We start from the raw sequence: 21440 nt of genomic DNA on the forward strand, positions 1-21440 counted from the left end.
GATGTCACTTTTAGATTATTTTCGTTCTTCTAAACAAAGTACTGCCTCTTTAGCCAAAGAGCGTTTACAAATCATTGTTGCTCATGAGCGAAATCAACGTTCAGGCCCTGATTACTTACCTCAAATGAAACGCGATATTTTAGAGGTTATCAGCAAGTATGTACCTGGTATTAGCCCAGATTCAGTGTCCGTTCAATTAGAACAGAAAGATGATGATTTATCGGTTCTTGAACTAAACGTTACGCTACCAGATGAGTAAGTAAATGAGGGAGATGAATACCTCCCTCACAATTGTTTAGACTACAGTTGTATAGACTTTAGTGACCTGCCGTAAACACTCTGAGGTTATACGGCAGCAAACTAAATCATTGATATAACCGTTAACGGCCTACTTCCCCTTCGCCATCTTCTCGGCCAAGCGTTTTAAGCAGTTTTTGCGCAACTAACTCTTTTCGCCAACCTATTAGCAAATCAGGCTTGTTTGCATCTTGCTCATTTTCTTGCGCTTTCCAAAAATAAGAAATTAATTGATTGATTTGCTTCTTAGAGGCAATTACTTCTTCTGGAATGCTCTCTCGCTTCGCTATAACGTTAATATCTTCACGTAATTGTTTTAACATGCTTTTATAGTCAGGATAGTCAATCAGTCGTTCAATAGGCTCTGGGCGCATTTCTGGTGGTACTTCACATCCTACCGCGACACATTTTAGGATCGCATTTGCGTGAAATTTAATTTCGTTGGGCAGCATACCCGGGATACTTTGTAGTACAGCCATTGTTTTTGGTTTACGTTTAGCAATATTAAATAAGTTATGTTCTTTAACTATAAAATTAATCGCCAAATTTTTACGCTCAGCCTGCTTTCTTCTCCATGCTGCCAATTCACGCAATACCGCAAGGCTATGAGGGTTTAATTGCCACGCATTTTTAATATCGGTATAAAGCTTATCGTAAGGTTTTGTATTATTTCGCTTTTCTCCCATCAAAGCAGACTCATCTAGGGCATACTGATATAAATTACGTGCTTTTAATTCTGTAACTAACTGCTCGTAAATTGGCATTAAATAGAACGCATCATTAGCCGCGTAATTCAATTGCTTAGTCGTCAATGGTCTTGCAATCCAATCTGTGCGCGATTCACCTTTATCAAGCTCTAAACCAACCACTTCTTTGACCATGGCAGCAAAACCTACCGAACCGCCATACCCCAAAAACGCCGCAGCAATTTGAGTATCTAACATTGGTGAAGGTATCAAATTGGCTTGATGCTTAATAACTTCTAGATCCTCAGAGCATGAATGCAATACTTTTAATATACTAGGCTCAATTAGCAACTGCCAAAACGATGACAAATCGCTAACTTTAATGGGATCGATAAGGACGAGTTGCTCGCCATCAAACGCCTGAATGAGCCCTAGTTCAGGATACAACGTTCTTGTTCTTACAAACTCAGTATCTAATGCTAATACCGGTTTTAGTTTCGCTTTTTTGCAAAACGCATTAAGTGACTCTACATTTTCAATTAACTGAAAATCTAACATTAATTATTCCTAAACAATGTTTAGGGCGTATTGCCCAATTTGTTAGATGCAAAAAAAAGCCGGTAACTATGTACCGACTTTCAATGTTTTAACGCATTCAACACGCCGTAAAATTATTGCTCTTTCAATTCTCGGCGTAAAATTTTACCTACGTTTGTTTTTGGTAACTCACTTCTGAACTCAACTAACTTTGGTACTTTATACCCTGTTAGGTGTTCTCGACAGTGGTTAATAATATCTTCCGAGGAAACTGAATCATCTTTTGGAGTTACGAATACTTTTACCACTTCGCCTGACACGTCATGTGGTACACCAACAGCTGCAACCTCAACGACGCCACTGTGCATGGCTACAACTTCTTCAATTTCATTTGGAAATACGTTGAAGCCAGATACTATAATCATATCTTTCTTGCGGTCAACAATATAAAACAATCCGTCTTCAAATTTTGCCACATCACCAGTAGCAAACCAGCCATCTTTTAGCACTTCGTCGGTTGCTTCTTTGCGGTTTAAGTACCCTTTCATTACCTGTGGTCCATACACCCACATTTCACCTGGCTCACCTTCGGCAACTTCATTACCGTTGTCATCCATTAGCTTAATGTTAGTTGATGGAATTGGCATGCCAATACTACCGTTGTAGCCGGTATCTGTAGTTCTGTTGATAGTTACCGCAGGACAACACTCTGTTAAGCCATACGCTTCTAACAGAGGCGTTTTTGTAACTTCTTGCCAGCGTTCAGCGACTGGTCGCTGCACAGCCATCCCGCCGCCTAACGAAAACTTTAAGTTAGAGAAGTCTAGCTCATCAAATCCAGGAGTATTTAATAGCCCATTAAATAGCGTATTTACGCCCGTTAACGCAGTAAAAGGATATTTCTCTAGCTCTTTCACAAAATTAGGCATGTCACGAGGATTGGTAATCAGTAAGTTTGTACCACCATATTTCATGAATGTGAGGCAGTTAGCGGTTAACGCAAATATGTGATAAAGCGGTAGCGCTGTAACAACTAACTCTTCGCCTTTAATGAGCATGCTGTCTAACCAAGCGCTAACTTGTTCTAAATTACCCACCATATTTCGGTGAGTTAACATCGCGCCCTTCGATACTCCTGTTGTTCCACCTGTATATTGCAAGAATGCAATATCATCACCTGAAATATCAGGGCGAGTATAAGTGTAGTTTGCACCTTTGGTTAAGGTTTGGTTAAAAGGAATCGCATTCGGCAAGCTGAAGTCAGGAATCATCTTTTTAACGTGTTTTACCACAAAGTTGACCAACGCACCTTTCACAAAACCAAGTCTGTCACCCATTTTTGTCAAAATTACGTGTTTAACTGGTGTTCTATCCAGCACTTCTTCCAAAGTATTAGCAAAATTAGAAACTATTACGATAGCTTTAGCATTTGAGTCTGTAAGTTGGTGCTCTAACTCTCTTGGTGTATAAAGCGGGTTTACATTAACAACCGAGCAGCCTGCTCTTAGTACCCCTAAAATAGCAATTGGATACTGCAGAAGATTTGGCATCATTACGGCAACAGGATCACCTTTTTTTAAGCCTAATTCATTTTGTAGATACGCAGCGAAACACTTACTTTTCTCATCTAACTCGCCATACGTAATCGACTTACCCATATTAATATAGGCATCTCTATCACGATAAGTTGAGGTGCTTTGCTCAATGATGTCGAGCAAGCTTGTATAGTGCTCAGGGTTTATTTCGGTGGGGACACCTTTTGGGTAATGTTCAAGCCACGTTTTTTCCACCCAAATCTCCTTTTACTTTTAGATTTTCTATGCTCAAGCGTATATTTATTCTAATTTTTAAAATAATCACACATCATTTTTGACGTAAAAACGCTAAAGCGGTACTGAGTTATTGCTCTAATAATCCCACAAATACGCGCGATGCTCAATCATCAATTTAATTCAAGTGCTTTTTAACTATTTATTCACAAACTCTAAAATTACTTTGGCGGTCTGCTCTGGCGAGTCTAAATGACAATGATGCCCACCATCTACCACCTCACACGTCATATACTTATAGTGCTTGCCAAAATGTTCTATTCCTTGCTCCACCATCTTATAGCCGTTGCTACCTTTGATAATAAGAACTGGGCATTGAATTTCCTCAACCAAAGTAACCGCTTGTTGCTCTGTTAATCGAATAATTGACTCTGAACGCAAACGATTATCCGCTCGCCAAGTATAGCCTGTATTTATTTGTAGCAAACCTCTTACTACAATATTTTCAACTGATTGAGCGGAAATATCGCCATGAAGTACTCTGGCTTTAATCGCAGCTTGAACGGATGGATATGTGACTTTCTGTCTAGATATTTGCTTTTGCCGACTAAGAATCGCTTTCCTTACTTGCTCAGGCACTTTACTTTGTTGAGTAACCAATACACCCACGGCTTCAATGTTACACAGTTTAATAAATAGCTCAGGAAATGAAGCCGCTAATACAGTGCTAATCATCCCTCCCATCGAGTGACCAATCAGAGTGATATTTTGCCAGTTATTATGTTGAATTAATTGATAAATATCTTCTGCCCAGTCCAAAAAGTGATAATGGGCGTCGGCCGATTTATGATCAGAATGACCATGACCAGGCAAGTCAATCGCTACAAAAAAATGATCAGGAAATTTATTTTGAATAAAAGCAAAACTACCTGCGTTGTCTAACCAACCATGCAGCGCCAAAAGAACAGGCTTGTCAGGTGATCCTGATACGATTGCCGCAATTTTTCGGTGCGTTAATTGATAAAAAACTTCTTTCACTAAAAAATCAATCTCGTAGTTCAGTTTACGGTTTTATAAACTTCAAAGTCATTCGATCGCTTTCACCAATCGCTAAATATTCTGCTCTGTCAGTTTGCCCCATGCCTAAGGTAGGCGGCAACGCATAAACACCTTTGGGGTAGTTTTTGCTATCTTTTGGGTTAGCATTAATCTCTGAGCTCTCCACCAGCTTAAAGCCTGCTTTATTAGCAACAGCAATAACATAATTAGGGTCCGTATATCCCTCCGCAGCCACTGCGGCGTTTTTGCCTAATGTATCCGCTCGATGCTCTACCACGCCCATGATACCGCCAGATTTTAACGCCCTGAAAGACGCATCGAAAACCGTTTCTAGCGCCCCCACTGAATCCCAGTTATGGATGTTACGAAATGTCAGCACCATGTCAGCATAATTCTCACCTAAGTCAGCTGATTTAGGTGGATCGAAAAGTACATGTTTAGGAGTACCAAAATGCTCGCTATCATCATCAATTCTAGTTTTCAGTTGTTGAGATATTTTTGACCAATGTGCTTTTTTCTTATCTGTGCCGTTATAGCTTGCTAAGTCTGCCAACACTAGTTGCCCTTCGTGCTTCAAATAAGGGGCTAAAATTTCTGTGTACCAACCTCTAGCAGGCCAAAGCTCAATCACTGTCATATTTGGTTTTATATCAAAAAAGCTCAGCGTTTCAGCTGGGTTACGATAAATATCCCTCGCTTTGTTATCAACACTGCGAATAGGGCTAGCTAAAATATCGTCTAGTTGATTAATTTCTTGCGCTGCAATTGAAGTCTGACATAAGCCAATAATGAGCAATGCGAATATACTTCTATTGAACACTTGGTTACTTAAGTTCACAAGCCAACCCCTTTTATTTTGTATTTTTTATGTTGTTGTCGTTATTAGACTTATGTTGTGTTTTTATTTTTTTGTACTTTGGGCCGTACATTCTGTGATGGTAATAAGGATAGTGCCAATATGGCCATGGGTCTATATACTCAATTTCAACTTCTTTAATTTCCTTCCAAATATGCACCTTAGCTTGTACTAATGTAGGAAACTTATACTCAAACTCTCCTATCTTTCCGTCGGTCAGCCCTTCATAAGTTCCTAATACCGTTACAGAACGTCCCTTTTTGTATACCAGCGGATCCAAAAATTGATCGGTGTATACATAAAATCGACCATCTACATTATCATTTACAATCGGTCGACCATATGACTTCAACTTAAAATTTGCGACTTCCAGCCTTGTTCTATTCTTTTCGTTTTTTATATCCGCAATGACCCCGCCCCATCGTGCGAGCTGCTTTGGTGTATTTTCTGATATTTGATTGTAAGCGAGTAACTGTGTATCAGGTGAGACGGTTATTTTATCTGGATAGGTGGCGGCACAACCGCTTAATATTATACTGGCAAGAATAATGTAGAGACGCTGAATTAACATAAATTTCCTAACTGCTATTTACTCATGTACTTTAGACAATGATTTATTACAGACTGCCTAATTTTTTATGAACTTTCTAGTGTTTTCAGAAAACTATTTCTCAAAATAGCTATGAAAATAGAAAAACTTTTAAAAAACAACAAGTTAGCGCTTATTTTTAACAGACTCAAGGCAAGTAAACTAGTTACATAGGCAACTACAAGTGCAGTTACAAGTACAGTTACACAGTTAGATACACAGTTAGATACAATGACAGGCTATAAAAGAAAAAAGCAGCATAGAGAACCTGCTGCTTTTAGAGAATCGCGAATAAAATAGATCAGCGTCGTATTTTAATTTTCGTCGTTATGAAGCTCTAAGCCATTGGCCATAGGTTGAGGATTGGCGTGTTTGGCTGCGTCATTTCGTATCGCGTCTAGCTGATTTAAGTACGCTTGATCAATATCATTCGTAATATAATTACCATTAAATACCGACGTTTCGAAACGCTTTATTTCAGGGTTACATTCCCCCACAGCAGCAACTAAGTCTTCAATTGACTGGAAAATAAGTCCGTCAGCACCGATTAAATCGCTAATAGCCTCTACATCTCTACCGTGTGCAATTAATTCGTTAGCTGACGGCATGTCAATTCCATAAACATTAGGGAAACGAATTTCAGGCGCCGCTGACGCGAAATACACTTTCTTAGCCCCTGCTTCACGTGCCATTTCAATAATTTGTCCCGATGTTGTACCACGTACAATCGAGTCATCTACTAATAGAACATTTTTACCTTTAAATTCAGCCGAAATTGCGTTTAATTTACGACGAACAGACTTTTTACGCTCTGTTTGCCCGGGCATGATAAACGTTCTACCAATATAGCGATTTTTAACAAAGCCTTGGCGGTATGGTAAATCCAATGTTTGCGCTATTTGTAATGCAATATCACATGATGTCTCAGGAATAGGTATTACTACATCAATGTCTACATTTGACCACTCTTTACTGACTTTTTCGCCAAGCTTCTCGCCCATCTTTACGCGAGAACCGTAGACTGAAATTTTATCGATGGTTGAGTCTGGTCTAGCAAAGTAAACATATTCAAAAATACAAGGAGAATACGCAGGATGGTCAGCACACTGCTTCGTGTGTAATTGCCCGTCCAATGTCACGTAGATGGCTTCACCGGGAGCTACATCGCGAACAAATTCAAAGTCATTCGCGTCTAACGCTACAGACTCTGATGCAACCATATACTCAATACCACTCGACGTTTCACGTTTACCAAACACTAAAGGGCGAATACCATTAGGATCCCTAAACGCCAACATACCGTGGCTCATAATCACAGAAACAACTGCATAAGCCCCTTTCAACTTTCGGTGCATGCGTGTAACAGCTTCAAAAATAGTTTCTGGCGATAAAACTTCATCACTTTTAAGTGTGAGCTCGTGCGCCAAGATATTAAGTAAAATTTCTGAATCTGACGTTGTATTTACATGACGGCGTGCGGTTTCAAATAACTGTCGCTTTAACTCAACTGCATTTGTAAGATTACCGTTATGTGCGAGTGTGATGCCATAAGGAGAGTTAGAGTAAAAAGGTTGAGCTTCCGACGAACTTGAGCTACCTGCGGTAGGATAACGAACATGACCAATGCCTACGTTACCTTGTAAACGCTTCATGTGCCTTGTATGAAAAACGTCTTTTACTAACCCGTTAGCTTTTCTTAACTTTAAGGTATTAGTTTGGTCAATTGTTACAATCCCAGCGGCATCTTGGCCGCGGTGCTGTAAAACCGTTAATCCATCATATAATGCCTGATTAACCGGCGACTTTCCTACAATACCAACAATGCCACACATGAATGCTTCCTCACTTAGACCATCTTATGTTCGTTGTATAAAACTTGAATGGTCTTTTAAGAAATCAAAAAACCATTCAATTATGAAACCAAATTCTGGGATTAATACCGATGATTGCCACCAAGCTGCTTTGGGTGCAGGAGTGAACACATCTAGGAAAAACAATATTGCGCTCATAATGAGCACACCACGAAGGCCACCGAAGACAATACCAAGCACTCTATCAGTACCTGACAACCCGGTTCTTTCAACAAGTTGACCAATAACGTAATTGATAAGACCGCCAACAATAAGCGTGGCGATAAAAAGAATAGTGATTGAAACCGCGTTACGAAGGAGAGGCTCTCCAATGTTAGAGAGTAAAACGCTTAAGTCTTCATAAAAATAGCTAGCGACAAAAAAAGCAGATATCCATATTGCTAAAGATATAGCTTCTTTTACAAATCCCCGCACTATACTTACCAGTGTAGAGATCCCAATAATGCCAATGATGACGAAATCTATCCAGACCATTAAAAAATTGCCAGTTAGTAAACTGAGGCGCATTCTATCAAAATCATCACGCCTCTTACCAGTTTATTTTGCAGGTTGGTATCGAGTCACTTTACCACTCACTCCTGTAAGTGCTTTTAATTGCGGTAATTCTTCCGTTAACTTCACTTCGTTTAGCTCTGGGCCAACAAATACTTTTGTTAACCAACCTGACTGTGTTTTTATCGGCCGAGTAAAAGTAATGTAACCCGCTTTGTGTAACTTATCTTCTAATGTTTTAACGTTTGCTTTATGTCTAAAGCTGCCTAGTTGAACAACATAAGCTTCATTATTAGATTTAGAAACAACAGGCTGCGCTGGCTCAGCTTTAGGAGTATTTGCTTTTGCAATTACGCCAGTTTTAACAACCGCAGAGTCTGAAGTGGCAGGCTTAGTTATTTCAATTGATTCGGTTTTTTCTTTTTGTGCCTGCGCAGGTGTGTTTTGGGCAGGCGTATCTGCTGACGATGTATCATCAAGCGCCACATCAGTATCGATAGGCGTTTTCACTTGTGCTATTTTTTCTTGAAACTCTTGCTCAGGAAAACGGTTTATTTTTGCAACAGATTTAAACTCTGGCCTATCAGGTATGGTCTTAAAGTCATCTTTAAAGGTTTCTTTTTTACCATCAAGGATATTGGGTATAAAAATAATTCCCGAAGCAAAAATGATGATTAAACCAACCAAACGATTACGCAATTCAGGTGTCATATATCCCTATTCTCCAGTTCAGACATAATTTCAGCTACAGTAAAGAATGAGCCAAACCCTATGATTAAATCGTTTTTGTTTGCAGTTTGCAATGCAAGCTCACAGCTTTCTTTTAGATTAGCAGTTTGTTGAATGTTAGTGTCTGTATTTTCTGATAAATATTCGAATAACCGAGTTTGTTTTTCGCCACGTGGTACTGACAGAGGCGCCACAATCCATTCATCGATGACATTGAGTAAACACGCTAAAGTCGATTCAATATCTTTATCTTTTAACATCGCAACAACTGCGATGATCTTGCCTTTATTAGCTCGCATCTTATCTAACTGTGTCGCTAAGTATTCTGCTGATTGCGGATTATGAGCAACATCCACATAAAATGCAGGTTGCTTAAGAAGCGGTTGCATCCGTCCTTCAACTGTAAGAGAGGATATTGACTCAATTAACTTCTGCTCATTTAACGTCAAGTTAAGTGACAATAAAGTCGTAATGGCTGTAGCGGCATTTTGAATGGGAATATTCGGCATGGGCAATGATAAAAACTCAACAGACGCGTTCGTATCATCTTGTAAGTGATAGTTATACTGCCAATTTTCACTTGAAGTTAGTTTAAAAGAATAATCACGCTCCACTTCAATCAATTGCGCATTAATGTCATTACCATAATTAACAATCGATTTAGGCGCAGCAAGCGCACCTACAATTGCGGGTTTATTTGCTCTAAATACCCCTGCTTTTTCGTAACCTATTTGCTCAATATCGTCTCCCAGCCAGTCCGTGTGATCTAATCCAATCGTTGTGATCACACTTGCATCCGGCTCAACAATATTTGTTGCATCTAATCGTCCACCTAACCCCACTTCTAGCAATATAAAGTCAACTTCGTGCTTTTTAAATAACCAAAGTGCAGCCAATGCACCAAATTCAAAATACGTTAAGCTGGTTTCGCCACGTTTATCTTCAATGCCTTGAAATGCTGAAATGTGCTCATTATCGGGCAGCATTTCACCATTAATTCTTACTCTTTCGTTATATGTATGAATATGCGGCGAAGAAAAAACACCAACAGTATATCCATGAGCCAGTAAAATGGATTCTAAACAACGCGCTGTAGTGCCTTTACCGTTTGTACCGGCAATTAAAATAATTTTGCTGGGAATAGTAAGTAAGTCGCAAGTACTAGCTGTATGCTTGACTCGTGACAGGCCTAATTCTATTTCATTGGGGTGTATACGCTCTAAATAAGAAAGCCAATCATCCAGCGTATTGAATGATTGGCTTTGATTAATTTCTGTCATTTACTTACAAATTTACACTACTGATGATTTCGCATTTAATTATGCGATTCTATGCTCCTGAGACACAGAAGGCAAATTCATTAATTTTGCAAGTAAGCCAGATATTTTCTCACGCATTTGACGACGATCAATGATCATGTCTATGGCGCCATGTTCTAATAAGAATTCACTACGTTGAAATCCTTCAGGGAGTTTTTCTCTTACCGTTTGTTCAATAACACGCGGGCCTGCAAAACCAATCAGTGCATTTGGCTCACCAATATTGATGTCACCTAACATCGCTAAGCTTGCCGATACACCACCCATTGTAGGATCTGTTAATACAGACACATAAGGTAATCCTTTTTCAGACATTTTAGCGAGTGCAGCACTTGTTTTTGCCATTTGCATTAACGACATTAGCGCTTCCTGCATCCGTGCACCACCACTAGCTGAAAAACAAACAAGAGGTAAGTTATGTTCTAAACACGTTTGCACAGCCTTTACAAACCGAGCACCCACTACCGATGCCATCGACCCGCCCATAAAAGTAAACTCAAACGATGCAACAACAACAGGCACACCTTTAACCGAGCCCTTCATTACTACCATTGCATCTTTTTCATTTGTTGCTTTTTGCGCTGCGGCGATTCTGTCTTTGTAGCGCTTTGAATCTTTAAACTTTAATAAATCTTGTGGCTCAAGCTCTTCACCCAACTCCACTTGCTCGCCCGCATCTAAAAAGTGCTTAATTCTATCTCGTGCACTTAGGCGCATGTGGAAATCACATTTAGGACAAACACCATGGTGTTCATCTACTTGGGTTTTATAGAGTGCTGCATCGCATCCCGGACATTTAATCCACAGCCCTTCGGGAATATTTCTACGTCGTGATGATTTAGTTTTTGGTAGAATTTTTTCAATCCAGCTCATATTTGTCTCTCAAACAGGCTTCATACATCAAAAATCAGATATATATAATAAAATGTTGTTTATTGTGCTTATTCTCTTAGAAAAGAGAATAATTTAGCCGCTAATTAAAACATAGCTGTAAATAGATTTATACTTAAAACTGGTCTTAGTAGTTTAGCGTTAAATGAAACGTTATCCGAATTTAGCACTATATTCGTTCATTTTACGTTCAATTTATACGCTAACTGACTATGGGTTATTCATCTGGCAGAAATAATGGGCCAATTGGCGAGTAAGGTAGCGTAATTTCTTCTGGGTAATCAACTTCAACTAAATATAGTCCAGCGGCTTTTGCTGTTGCTGCCGCTTGGTTACGATCCTTAGCAGCAAGCACCTCTGCAATCCAGTTAATTGGCTTATTCCCCATCCCTATTTCCAATAAACTACCAGTGATATTTCTTACCATATGATGTAAAAATGCGTTGGCTTTAATATCAATAATAATAAAGCTAGAAAAGCGCGATACATTTAAATGAATGAGGTTTCTAAATGGTGTTTTTGACTGACACTGAACCGCACGAAAGGACGTGAAGTCATTCTCACCTAACAGAAGCTGCCCTGCTTGATGCATTTTTTCAACATCTAACGTTTGATGGTAATGGCTCAAACCTGCGCCTAAAATACCGGGCCTTAGCTTGGTATTACTGATGATATAGCGATAACGCCTTGCTGTGGCAGAAAAGCGCGCATGAAAATCTTCATCTACAGTTGTCGCCCACTTTACCGCAACATTCGCAGGCAGGTTTGCATTCACACCCATTGTCCATGCTTTATTATCGCGAATTGATGTCGTGTCAAAGTGCACCACCTGATTAGTTGCATGTACACCCGCATCAGTTCTTCCAGCACAAAATATTTCAACCGTATGATTTGCGACTTTAGAAATAGCCTCCTCAACCACTTGTTGAACACCTATCACTTCGCGCTGTCTTTGCCAGCCATAATAAGCATTACCGTCATACTCAATGCCTAATGCGATTCTCATTAACTACCTACCGATGCTTTAAATGTTAAATGAATCTAAATCCTGCTGAATTTAGATTAAATTATGATGCGTGTATTTAAATGCTATGCAGAAAAGCATAAAAACTAATTCGAGGCATTATAAACCAATACTGACTAAATTGAGTATGTTAAATATGTTTACTGACGTTGGTACTAATCATGCTTCGCTCTTAAATGGACATTAAATTTAATCATGCCACTAGCGACCAACTCGTTCGTTTGCTGCTCTAAATGCTTGCTATCTTCAAATTCGAATGCGTCTAAATGCTCATCAAATTCAATAATTCCCCACCCATCACGGCCTTCTTCTTTTACTTTATAAAGCGCTAAATCTGCAAAGTTAAGTGCAACTTCCCAGTCAACTAATTGCCCACCGATCATTGGTAAAGGATAAAATGCATAACCAATAGAGCATGTAATATTAACCGTTCCACCTTTTGGTAGCATAAATTGTTCTTCAGCAACTTTTGTATTTAAACGACCAACAAACTCTTTTACATTCTCTGCCTGCGTATCACGTAACAAGACTAAAAATTCGTCCCCACCCCATCGAACAACATAGTCCGAACCACGTGTTTCAGCGGTAAGTAGTGCGGCAAACTGCTGTAACACCATATCACCCGCCACTGGGCCATGGGTGTCATTAACATGTTTAAATAGATCAATATCGATAACAAGTACCGCAATACTCTTACCTTCTTTCATTAACGCTTCACGATTACGCTGAAAATGCTCAATATCTTTCGGTAATTGTTCTAATAAAAACTGCCTGTTACGCAACCCGCTTAATTCGTCTTTTTGGCTGTTTTCTTGCAACTGTAAGTTAGCATTATTTAACTGTGTATTTATTTCTTTTAGCTCACGGGTTTTTACTTCAACCAATTGCTTCAGGTTTTTATTTTTAACTTGCTCACGATGTTTGAAAATTTTAAAAAATAGGTATAGTCCATAAAAAATCATCAGGATAATAATGATTCGATAAAATATCGTTTCAGAGAAACGATTATCTATACTAATCCTTAAAGAAGATGTTTCGGCGTTACTCCATTTTTCACTTTTTCTTTTTGCCTGCACCTCAAAAATAAATTGCCCTGACGGTAAGTTGGTAAAAATAGCTTCACGCCTTTTATTCGCATAAACCCACTCTTTATTTAGTGGCAAAATACGATAGCGATACTGGTGATTTTGTGCCGAAATATAGTCGATTGCAGTGTACGCGATTCTGATGTCTCGCTCTTCAACATCAAGAGGAATATTTGTGCGTGTTAATATGTACTGGGAATGATCTTTAGTATTTACAGATTCAATCAGTGGATTTAATTTAGGTAAAATACGTTGCTTTTGAGATAGTTCAACCTCAACAATACCGCGCGTTGTAGGTAACCACAAACTATTGTTAAATGGCACAATTTTACCATCGCCAAACCCATTACAACATCGCCCAGCTTCTGCCCCTAACTGCCTGTCGAATTCGGTAAGAATTTCCTGTGTGGTTATATGCTCAACTTGCTTGATGAGTTGAGCAAATTCAATACGGTAGATGCCTTTTAATGTACTTACCCATAATAGATTGTTTTGCTTATCTTGATACATTGCCATGATTGAGCCATACGGCAAACCATTTGTAGCGTCATAATGCATCCACTCTTGATCGTTGTTACGCACGAACATGCCATTTTCCAGCGTACCTACAACAACCTCACCCGTATCCAATTGCTGAATAGTGGTAATAAACGCAGTGCTTACACTTTCATTACCTTCAATCGCATTAAAACGCGCATCACCTTCAATTGTTAATCCTTGGCTAGTCCCTACCCACAATTGCTCATCAATTTCTCGCACGGCCGTAATTTGCTGTGATGGCAATGTGCTTGAAAGCGTATGTGTTGACAGTGTCTCATTTTGATAACGCATTAACCCACGGTTCGAGCCAATCCAAAACCCGCTTTCATCTGGCTCAATAATCCGAACCTCTTTGCCTAACGTTTCAGTTAAACTTGGTGGGATTAGCACTTTCCCATTTTGATAAATAGCGACCCCATTTTCCGTTCCCATCACCACGCGTTCAGGCTCAAAATGAATGGTGTGCACAACGCGCCTATTTAACATTTTATACCCTAATACAATGTTAAAATAGCCATGTTTATCTTGAACAGCTAACCCTTGCTGAGTCGAGGCCCAAAGTAAGCCTTCGTTTGAAACGGCCAATGTTCTAGAGATAACACTTGAGTAATGATTGACCTGATGGCGTGAAATAATGCCTTTTTCAGACCGCCATAGGCCATCCGATGCACTTGCTAACCACATGACACCTTCATCATCTAAATACAAGTCAGTAAACCAAGGGGCATGCCCCAAATGCTCACTATGTACAACTTGCCAATTTTTGTTTGGCTCCTTATGAAATAGCTGTCCCATTGCAGAAACCCACAAAGCATCGTGCTTATCTCGTATCATTCGATATACGATTGTTCTATCAAGTGTAGGTAACGGAAAAACTGTAAACGTGCCATTCACCGACATTTGGTAGATACCACGCTCTGTTGCAATCAGTAACCTTGAGCCATCCCAAAGCAAATCGTGAATAATGGCATGTTTTAAATAATCAGGCAGCGGTAACGACTTTTCCATAATGCCGTTTTGTAATAAGAAAATATCAGAGTCGCTTGCTGCCCACACACCATATGGCGACAAAGCTAATTGATTTACTAACGCATTATTGGTGTCTACTTTGGTAAACGTACCGCCATTGAAAATATAGATGCCTTCAGCAGCGACATATAAAGAATGAGAAGGGGTTTGTAAAATATCAGTAACATGACCGGTAATGTCGTACTGCGTGAATGCTTGCGTTGTAGGATCAACACCAGCCAAGCCATTTTTTGTGCCAATCCAAACGTATCCATCGTTATCAGTAAACAGCTCAGAAACCCAATTACTCGGTAAAGGAACTGATTGGCTCTTTTGAAATGACTTAAACCGCTCACCGTCGAAACGATTTAAGCCATATAATGTGCCAACCCAAATATAGCCATATTCATCTTTGGTAATAGCACGAGTCGATTGCGAGGATAAGCCATGAGAAGTATTCCATTCCTTTACATCATAATCATAAATCGATGCAAATAGCGGCTTATAAAAAGCAAATAAAAATAGCAGTAAAGCGAGTCTAAACAACCTTTGAACGGCCCCCATGCACTTTGACTATAGTTGGTAGTAAATAATTATTTGCATTACAACAAGGGCATAAAAACCTGCAAGGATATCGTCAACCATGATCCCTAATCCGCCACGCATTTTTCTATCTAAAAAGCCGATTGGCCAAGGCTTAATAATGTCAAAAAAGCGGAATAACGCAAAACCAATTAAAATGTAATGCCACTCTCTTGGTACGGCAATCATCGTTACGAAGAAACCTGCAAACTCATCCCACACAATAGCGGGGTGATCATGAACACCTACGTCAAACGCACATTTTCCACAAATGTAAACACCAACAACACACATTACAGCGGTTATTGCTAAATACCACTGTAATGAAAGTGCACTTGCAAACCAAAAAAGTGGAATTGCAGCTATCGTTCCCACCGTACCTGGTGCAAATCGAGAGAGGCCAGAGCCAAAGCCTAATGCTAAAAAGTGATTAATATCGAACAGGTTAAACTTATTTCTTATGGCGTCTCTAGACATATTAGTCCTGCTTATTTCTGAGAAAAATGCTCAAAGCCAGAATGATTAAAAATAAAAGGGGTGCCACCACGCGTCAGCTGTAGTTTACTATCGCCACCTTTAATTTGTCCTATGCAAGTGGCGGTTAAACCAAATTGCGATAAGCTGATGTCTAAACCACCTTTCTTATCTTCAGGAACGGTAAATAATAATTCGTAATCATCTCCGTAAGATAGAGCATATCTTAATGCTTCTTCAGCTCCAACTGTTTCTAGTAATGCTTTAGACATTGGTAGCTTCTCTACATCAATTTCAGCACTTACTTTAGAGCGCGTTAGTATATGTTGCAGGTCTGATGTAATACCATCAGATACATCTATCGCAGACGAGGCAATACCTCTTATTGCTTCACCTGCAGCAACCCGAGGCGTTGGGTATTCAAAACGGTTCATCAAATAATTCTTGTGCTTAGGCTCAATCTCTACCTTGCCATTAATTGATTCAATCGCTACCCCTGCATCGCCTAAACTACCCGTGACATAAATCCAGTCGCCTGGCTTTGCTCCGCAACGGGTTAAATACGTATCATCTGGCACTAATCCTTTTGCGCAAATGGTTATCGTTAGTGGCCCTTGCGTTGTATCACCGCCGACCACTTCAACGTTATAGTACTCTGCAACTTCAAAAACACCGTCTGAGAATTCTTTTAACCATTCTTCGTCAACAGAAGGAATAGATAACGCCATTGATATCCAAGCAGGTGTTGCGCCCATGGCTGCTAGATCACTTAAATTTGCAGCAACGGCACGATGCCCAATTGCGCGAGCAGGTGTAGAAGAGAAAAAGTGCACATTTTCGCATAGCATATCTGTCGTAATAACAACCTGATTTCCTGCCGCTACTTTGACTACAGCAGCATCATCTCCGGCTCTTAAAACAACGTCTTTACGTGACGCACCACGATTCGTGAAATATGTTCTAATTACATCAAATTCTTTCATACATAAAAAAGCCGACTTACGTCGGCTCTCCTTCGAGCCTGTTGATAATTGAACTAATAACAATTATTCATTCAGGCTATAATTTTTAACTTAGCGCTTAATGCGTCTAACAGCTTTATCAAGTACACCGTTAACAAAGCGGTGGCTATCATCAGCGCCAAACGATTTTGCTAACTCAATACCTTCATTAATGGCCACTTTATAGGGTACATCTTGACGAAATTTCAATTCATACGCACTCACACGTAAAATCGCTTTTTCAACAAGATCTACATCGTCAAATGGACGATCTAAATGAGGCTTAACAAATTCATCTAATTCATTGGCATTTACAGAAACACCACGAATAATATCTTTAAAATACTCTACATCTACTTTACTTGTGTCGGTTTCAAGTAATAACTGATGCTCTACATCAGCAATAGCATTACCACTAACTTGCCACGAATATACGGCTTGAACCGCCAATGATCTTGCTTTGCGTCTAGCAGCAGGTTTCATTCATTACTCCACTAAATTTGTTCTAGTACATTTACCATTTCAAGTGCGCTTAATGCAGCTTCCGCACCTTTATTACCCATTTTTGTGCCAGCGCGTTCAATCGCTTGCTCAATTGAGTCAACAGTTAAAACACCAAATGTAACTGGGATGTCGTATTGCAATGAGATTTGGGCTAAGCCTTTATTACATTCACCTGCAACATAGTCGAAATGCGGAGTACCACCGCGAATTACTGCACCAAGCGCAATAATTCCATCATATTTATTTGATTTAGCCGCGCGCTGCGCTGCGACTGGCATTTCGTAAGCACCCGGTACATGGATCACAGTAATATCTTCATCTGCAACGCTACCAATACGCTTTAATTCGTCAATTGCACCTTCCAACAAACTATTTACGATAAAACTATTAAAACGTGCTACAACAATAGCGAATTTCTTACCTTTAGCGTTGATGCCTGCTTCAATTACCTTCATTGGATACCTTATTAATTATACGGGTGTATTTAACGGACTTACAAAAAGGCGCACATTTTAACATAACGCCTATCACCATCACTACTCTTTTATTCAGAAACGTATTCAACTAACTCTAAACCAAACCCTGAAAGCGCATGGTATTTTTTAGGACTACTTAACAAACGCATTTTTTTAACGCCAAGTTGAGCCAAAATTTGCGAACCAACACCTACGTTTCTTGACGTTCCAGACCACTTAGCGCGAGGTTGAGCCACGCCCTGATCTTCTGCTTCAAACGCTTTAACCCGTGCAATAATATCTTCAGTAGTGTCGTGCTCTGCAAGTAACACAAGCACACCGTCATCTTTCTGAATACGCTGCATGGCATTTTGCAGTGTGAAACTACGATTGACTGAACGGTCTGATAATAATAAGTCACTGAATGTATTTAGTAAATGTACACGCACTAAGGTCGCATTTTCAGGCTCTATTTCACCTTTTGACAATGCGAAATGTACTTGGCCATCAATGGTGTCTTTAAACGTTGTTAAATCAAAATCACCAAACTCGGTTGGCAATTTACACTGCGCCACTTTTTCTATTGTAGTTTCGTTATGGTTACGATATTCAATTAAATCGGCAATTGTGCCCATTTTAATATCGTGCTTTTCAGCAAATTTTTCTAAATCTGGACGACGCGCCATTGTGCCGTCATCATTTAAAATTTCTACAATGACACCGGCTGGCTCAAGCCCAGCTAATCGAGCTAAATCGCAGCCAGCTTCCGTATGCCCTGCGCGTGTTAATACACCACCATCTTGTGCTTTTAATGGGAAAATATGCCCTGGCTGTACAACATCACTGGGTTTTGCATCTCTTGCCACTGCAGCTTTAATAGTGCGAGCACGGTCAGCTGCCGAAATACCTGTTGTTACCCCTTCTGCGGCTTCAATTGATACCGTAAAGTTAGTTGAAAATTGCGCATTATTTTCATCAACCATTAATGGCAAATTTAACTGCTGACAGCGCTGTTTAGTCAGTGTAAGGCAAATAAGACCTCGACCATGTGTTGCCATAAAGTTGATTGCTTCTGGCGTGACATAATCTGCCGCCATAATCAAATCACCTTCATTCTCACGGTCTTCATCATCCATTAGGATAACCATTTTTCCATTTTTGATATCTTCGATAAGTTCTGCAGGGGTATTGAGTGACATCTTAGACCTTATATTTGCGTTTAGTTGTGTAGAGTAAAATGTTTAATAGTTTTCTTAAAATTTATTTCAAAAAGCCAGAGCGAGATAATAAGTCCATCGTCACATTATCCTTATTATGCTCTGTTGAAGACTGCTCTTTATGCGTTAGTAGCTTTTCAACGTACCTAGCCATCACATCGATTTCTAGGTTAACTAAGCTACCCACTTTTAATTGGCTAATTGTTGTTTCTTGCGCTGTGTGCGGCACAATCGTTAATTTAAATTGCGTTTGCTCAACATCATTCACTGTTAGGCTAATGCCATCTATAGTGATGGAGCCTTTTTCAACGATATATTTAGTTAAATGGGAGGGAGCCGACAACCAATATTCTACAGCCCGCCCTAAGTTCTGTATTTTTTCTACTTTTGCAACACCATCAACATGCCCACTAACAATGTGGCCACCAAGTCTGGTGGTTGGTAAAAGGGCTTTTTCTAAGTTAACAGTTTGTCCAGCACTGTAATGTGCAAAGCCTGTTTTATTAATGGTTTCAACAGAAACATCAGCTTCAAACGTATTTTCATTAAACGCCACAACGGTTAAACACACCCCGTTTGTGGCAATACTATCGCCTAAATTAACATCGCTTAAATCAAGTTCACCTGTTGCAACTTCTACGCGAAAATCATCACCATATTGACGGATTGAGTTAATCGAGCCAACCGCTTCAATGATACCTGTAAACATTCAGTGAACCTTTTAATGTGTTAAATTTATCTTTTGGACTGAGGAATAAGGCGATACTTCATATCATCCCCCACTTGTGTTAATTCAGTTTTTGAAAAGTGTAATACGTTTTCCATATCACTTATGGGGGCAAGTGTAAGCATATCCAAGGCTTTATCGCCAAGTAACTTTGTTGCTTGATATAAAATTAACTCGTCAACTAAGTTTTGCTGCATAAATTGCCCACATAACGTAGCGCCCGCTTCAAGCCAAACATTATTTAGCCCCGCAGCACCACACCATGTTAGTAACGCAGTTAAATCTACTTTTCCTTGCGAATTAGCTTCTAGTTCAACTTCTTCAACATGTTCAGGCCATTGGTAACTAGATTGACAGGTTGATTGATTATCAGGCTTAGTACGCACCAACACGATTTTACTTAATACAGAAAATAACGCTAAATCAGGTGTTAGGCGATGCTGGCTGTCGATGATAATTCTAACCGGCTGCCTTCTTAACTGCTCATCAATAGCATTTAATTTGAGGTGTGTTTGCCAACGAACGTTTAACTTAGCATCGTCTTGAAGCACAGTATCAGCACCTGACAAAATTGCGCACGATTGCGCACGGTGTAACTGAACATCGTTGCGGGCTTCTGGACCTGTGATCCATTTACTAAGGCCGTTTTCAAGTGCCACTTTACCATCAAGACTAATTGCTAATTTTGCCGTTAAAAACGGTAAACCTGTTTTCATTCGTTTGATAAAGCCCGGATTAAGCGCTTCCGCTTGCGCTGTTAATAATCCAGTATCAACACTTATGCCTGCCTCAGTAAGTATTGACAATCCCCGACCACTGACCTGTGGATTAGGGTCTACCATTGCAACCACCACTCTTGCTACTTTGGCATCCACCAATGTTTTAGCGCATGGCGGTGTTCGGCCGTAATGACTACATGGCTCAAGCGTAACGTAACAGGTAGCACCTTCCGCCTGCGCCATAGCTTGTTTTAATGCATTAACTTCCGCATGAGGGCCACCCGCATAAAAGTGCGCGCCCTCACCGATTATCTGGTTATTTTTTACAATCACGCAGCCAACATTAGGATTGGGCGATGTAGTAAATTGCCCTTGCTTTGCAAGGTGAATGGCACGAACCATCATTTCATAATCAAATTTATTAAAGTGCATTATATTAGCTCATTTAATATTGCTAGTTCTGTTACGGGTTAGCTTTTACTGATTAGCTTTTACTGATCAAGCTTAGCAATTTCTTCACCAAACTCTTTCACATCTTCAAATGAACGATATACCGAAGCAAACCGCACATACGCCACTTTATCTAGCTCTTTTAACCCTTCCATAATGAATTGACCAATTAACTTACTATCTACTTCACGCTCGCCAGTGGCTCTTAACTTGGCAAATATTTTATTAATCTCTAGCTCGATTGCTTCAGTATCAACTGGGCGTTTTTCTAACGCTCTTTGCATACCATTGCGCAGCTTGTCTTCATTAAATGGTTCACGCGAGCCGTTTTGTTTTACCACTTTAGGCATTACAAGCTCAGCACTTTCAAAGGTGGTAAAACGCTCTTTACAATCAGAACATTCACGACGACGCCTAACTTGGTGGCCATCTGCAACCAAACGAGAGTCAATCACTTTAGTTTCGTGCGTACTACAAAAAGGGCAATGCATCCGCTGTTTCTCTATTTATTACTTTATTTTACAAATTGAAGCAAAAACGGCCGCTAATGCGGCCGAAA

The 21440-nt window shown here is 39.8% G+C and carries 21 protein-coding genes; 1 reads left to right on the top strand and 20 read right to left on the bottom strand.

Features of this window, described 5'->3' with window-relative positions; translation table 11 throughout:
* The first annotated feature begins 1 nt into the window (after position 1).
* Entirely contained in the window at positions 2-259 is a 258-nt protein-coding gene (gene minE, locus HUU81_RS10755; protein ID WP_199608951.1) for a cell division topological specificity factor MinE, read from the top strand.
* Positions 260-380: 121 nt separating this feature from the next.
* Here minE and rnd read toward each other — a convergent pair whose 3' ends face one another.
* From rnd to nrdR, 20 genes are all read right to left on the bottom strand, one after another.
* A complete protein-coding gene (gene rnd / locus HUU81_RS10760) occupies positions 381-1541 on the bottom strand; it encodes a ribonuclease D (RefSeq protein ID WP_199608952.1) in 1161 nt (386 codons plus the stop codon).
* 113 nt (positions 1542-1654) lie between these two features.
* Positions 1655-3310: a long-chain-fatty-acid--CoA ligase FadD gene (gene fadD, locus HUU81_RS10765; protein WP_199608953.1), complete on the bottom strand. Its 1656-nt coding sequence runs from the start codon at positions 3308-3310 to the stop codon at positions 1655-1657.
* Positions 3311-3487: 177 nt separating this feature from the next.
* Positions 3488-4327 carry an alpha/beta fold hydrolase gene (locus HUU81_RS10770; protein WP_199608954.1) on the bottom strand — a complete coding sequence of 280 codons (840 nt, stop codon included), beginning with the start codon at positions 4325-4327 and terminating at the stop codon, positions 3488-3490.
* A 25-nt stretch (positions 4328-4352) separates the two neighbouring features.
* A complete protein-coding gene (locus HUU81_RS10775; protein ID WP_233520482.1) occupies positions 4353-5186 on the bottom strand; it encodes a class I SAM-dependent methyltransferase in 834 nt (277 codons plus the stop codon).
* A gap of 13 nt (positions 5187-5199) precedes the next feature.
* A complete protein-coding gene (locus tag HUU81_RS10780) occupies positions 5200-5775 on the bottom strand; it encodes a Slp family lipoprotein (RefSeq protein WP_199608955.1) in 576 nt (191 codons plus the stop codon).
* Positions 5776-6107: 332 nt separating this feature from the next.
* Positions 6108-7625 (bottom strand): amidophosphoribosyltransferase, encoded by a 1518-nt coding sequence (purF, locus tag HUU81_RS10785; protein WP_199608956.1) that lies wholly within the window; start codon positions 7623-7625, stop codon positions 6108-6110.
* Positions 7626-7649: 24 nt separating this feature from the next.
* A complete protein-coding gene (locus HUU81_RS10790; RefSeq protein WP_199608957.1) occupies positions 7650-8138 on the bottom strand; it encodes a CvpA family protein in 489 nt (162 codons plus the stop codon).
* A 63-nt stretch (positions 8139-8201) separates the two neighbouring features.
* Complete coding sequence (locus HUU81_RS10795; RefSeq protein ID WP_199608958.1) at positions 8202-8867, bottom strand: SPOR domain-containing protein; 666 nt, start codon at positions 8865-8867, stop codon at positions 8202-8204.
* On the bottom strand, positions 8864-10165 hold the full coding sequence (gene folC, locus HUU81_RS10800) for a bifunctional tetrahydrofolate synthase/dihydrofolate synthase (protein WP_199608959.1): 1302 nt from the start codon (positions 10163-10165) through the stop codon (positions 8864-8866). The genes HUU81_RS10795 and folC overlap by 4 nt, the downstream gene beginning before the upstream one ends.
* A 39-nt stretch (positions 10166-10204) precedes the next feature.
* Complete coding sequence (gene accD, locus HUU81_RS10805; protein WP_199608960.1) at positions 10205-11077, bottom strand: acetyl-CoA carboxylase, carboxyltransferase subunit beta; 873 nt, start codon at positions 11075-11077, stop codon at positions 10205-10207.
* Positions 11078-11312: 235 nt separating this feature from the next.
* Positions 11313-12101, bottom strand: coding sequence for a tRNA pseudouridine(38-40) synthase TruA (gene truA / locus HUU81_RS10810; RefSeq protein WP_199608961.1), 789 nt, complete (start codon positions 12099-12101; stop codon positions 11313-11315).
* Positions 12102-12274: 173 nt separating this feature from the next.
* Positions 12275-15298, bottom strand: coding sequence for a ligand-binding sensor domain-containing protein (locus HUU81_RS10815; protein WP_199608962.1), 3024 nt, complete (start codon positions 15296-15298; stop codon positions 12275-12277).
* 27 nt (positions 15299-15325) lie between these two features.
* The gene (locus HUU81_RS10820) at positions 15326-15811 is read right to left on the bottom strand and encodes a phosphatidylglycerophosphatase A family protein (protein WP_199608963.1); all 486 of its coding nucleotides are present in this window, start codon (positions 15809-15811) and stop codon (positions 15326-15328) included.
* An 11-nt stretch (positions 15812-15822) separates the two neighbouring features.
* On the bottom strand, positions 15823-16791 hold the full coding sequence (gene thiL / locus HUU81_RS10825) for a thiamine-phosphate kinase (RefSeq protein ID WP_199608964.1): 969 nt from the start codon (positions 16789-16791) through the stop codon (positions 15823-15825).
* Between the two features lie 90 nt (positions 16792-16881).
* A complete protein-coding gene (gene nusB, locus HUU81_RS10830; RefSeq protein ID WP_199608965.1) occupies positions 16882-17292 on the bottom strand; it encodes a transcription antitermination factor NusB in 411 nt (136 codons plus the stop codon).
* Positions 17293-17303: 11 nt separating this feature from the next.
* Positions 17304-17768 (bottom strand): 6,7-dimethyl-8-ribityllumazine synthase, encoded by a 465-nt coding sequence (gene ribH, locus HUU81_RS10835; protein ID WP_199608966.1) that lies wholly within the window; start codon positions 17766-17768, stop codon positions 17304-17306.
* Between the two features lie 89 nt (positions 17769-17857).
* Positions 17858-18967, bottom strand: coding sequence for a bifunctional 3,4-dihydroxy-2-butanone-4-phosphate synthase/GTP cyclohydrolase II (gene ribBA / locus HUU81_RS10840; RefSeq protein WP_199608967.1), 1110 nt, complete (start codon positions 18965-18967; stop codon positions 17858-17860).
* A 61-nt stretch (positions 18968-19028) separates the two neighbouring features.
* Complete coding sequence (locus HUU81_RS10845) at positions 19029-19694, bottom strand: riboflavin synthase (RefSeq protein WP_199608968.1); 666 nt, start codon at positions 19692-19694, stop codon at positions 19029-19031.
* 26 nt (positions 19695-19720) lie between these two features.
* Positions 19721-20863, bottom strand: a complete 1143-nt coding sequence (gene ribD / locus HUU81_RS10850) for a bifunctional diaminohydroxyphosphoribosylaminopyrimidine deaminase/5-amino-6-(5-phosphoribosylamino)uracil reductase RibD (protein ID WP_199608969.1) — start codon at positions 20861-20863, stop codon at positions 19721-19723.
* 59 nt (positions 20864-20922) lie between these two features.
* Positions 20923-21372 carry a transcriptional regulator NrdR gene (gene nrdR, locus HUU81_RS10855; protein WP_199608970.1) on the bottom strand — a complete coding sequence of 150 codons (450 nt, stop codon included), beginning with the start codon at positions 21370-21372 and terminating at the stop codon, positions 20923-20925.
* Positions 21373-21440: the final 68 nt, after the last annotated feature.

Source organism: Flocculibacter collagenilyticus (genome assembly GCF_016469335.1).
Lineage (GTDB): Bacteria > Pseudomonadota > Gammaproteobacteria > Enterobacterales > Alteromonadaceae > Flocculibacter > Flocculibacter collagenilyticus.

Bases quoted from the DNA above. Each gene is read 5' to 3' on its own strand.
- HUU81_RS10820 (WP_199608963.1), bottom strand. From the start codon at position 15,811: ATGTCTAGAGACGCCATAAGAAATAAGTTTAACCTGTTCGATATTAAT.
- purF (WP_199608956.1), bottom strand. From the start codon at position 7,625: ATGTGTGGCATTGTTGGTATTGTAGGAAAGTCGCCGGTTAATCAGGCA.
- HUU81_RS10845 (WP_199608968.1), bottom strand. From the start codon at position 19,694: ATGTTTACAGGTATCATTGAAGCGGTTGGCTCGATTAACTCAATCCGT.
- folC (WP_199608959.1), bottom strand. From the start codon at position 10,165: ATGACAGAAATTAATCAAAGCCAATCATTCAATACGCTGGATGATTGG.
- nusB (WP_199608965.1), bottom strand. From the start codon at position 17,292: ATGAAACCTGCTGCTAGACGCAAAGCAAGATCATTGGCGGTTCAAGCC.
- minE (WP_199608951.1), top strand. From the start codon at position 2: ATGTCACTTTTAGATTATTTTCGTTCTTCTAAACAAAGTACTGCCTCT.
- HUU81_RS10795 (WP_199608958.1), bottom strand. From the start codon at position 8,867: ATGACACCTGAATTGCGTAATCGTTTGGTTGGTTTAATCATCATTTTT.
- thiL (WP_199608964.1), bottom strand. From the start codon at position 16,791: ATGAAAGAATTTGATGTAATTAGAACATATTTCACGAATCGTGGTGCG.
- ribD (WP_199608969.1), bottom strand. From the start codon at position 20,863: ATGCACTTTAATAAATTTGATTATGAAATGATGGTTCGTGCCATTCAC.
- truA (WP_199608961.1), bottom strand. From the start codon at position 12,101: ATGAGAATCGCATTAGGCATTGAGTATGACGGTAATGCTTATTATGGC.
- ribH (WP_199608966.1), bottom strand. From the start codon at position 17,768: ATGAAGGTAATTGAAGCAGGCATCAACGCTAAAGGTAAGAAATTCGCT.
- nrdR (WP_199608970.1), bottom strand. From the start codon at position 21,372: ATGCATTGCCCTTTTTGTAGTACGCACGAAACTAAAGTGATTGACTCT.
- ribBA (WP_199608967.1), bottom strand. From the start codon at position 18,967: ATGTCACTCAATACCCCTGCAGAACTTATCGAAGATATCAAAAATGGA.
- HUU81_RS10790 (WP_199608957.1), bottom strand. From the start codon at position 8,138: ATGGTCTGGATAGATTTCGTCATCATTGGCATTATTGGGATCTCTACA.
- rnd (WP_199608952.1), bottom strand. From the start codon at position 1,541: ATGTTAGATTTTCAGTTAATTGAAAATGTAGAGTCACTTAATGCGTTT.
- accD (WP_199608960.1), bottom strand. From the start codon at position 11,077: ATGAGCTGGATTGAAAAAATTCTACCAAAAACTAAATCATCACGACGT.
- HUU81_RS10780 (WP_199608955.1), bottom strand. From the start codon at position 5,775: ATGTTAATTCAGCGTCTCTACATTATTCTTGCCAGTATAATATTAAGC.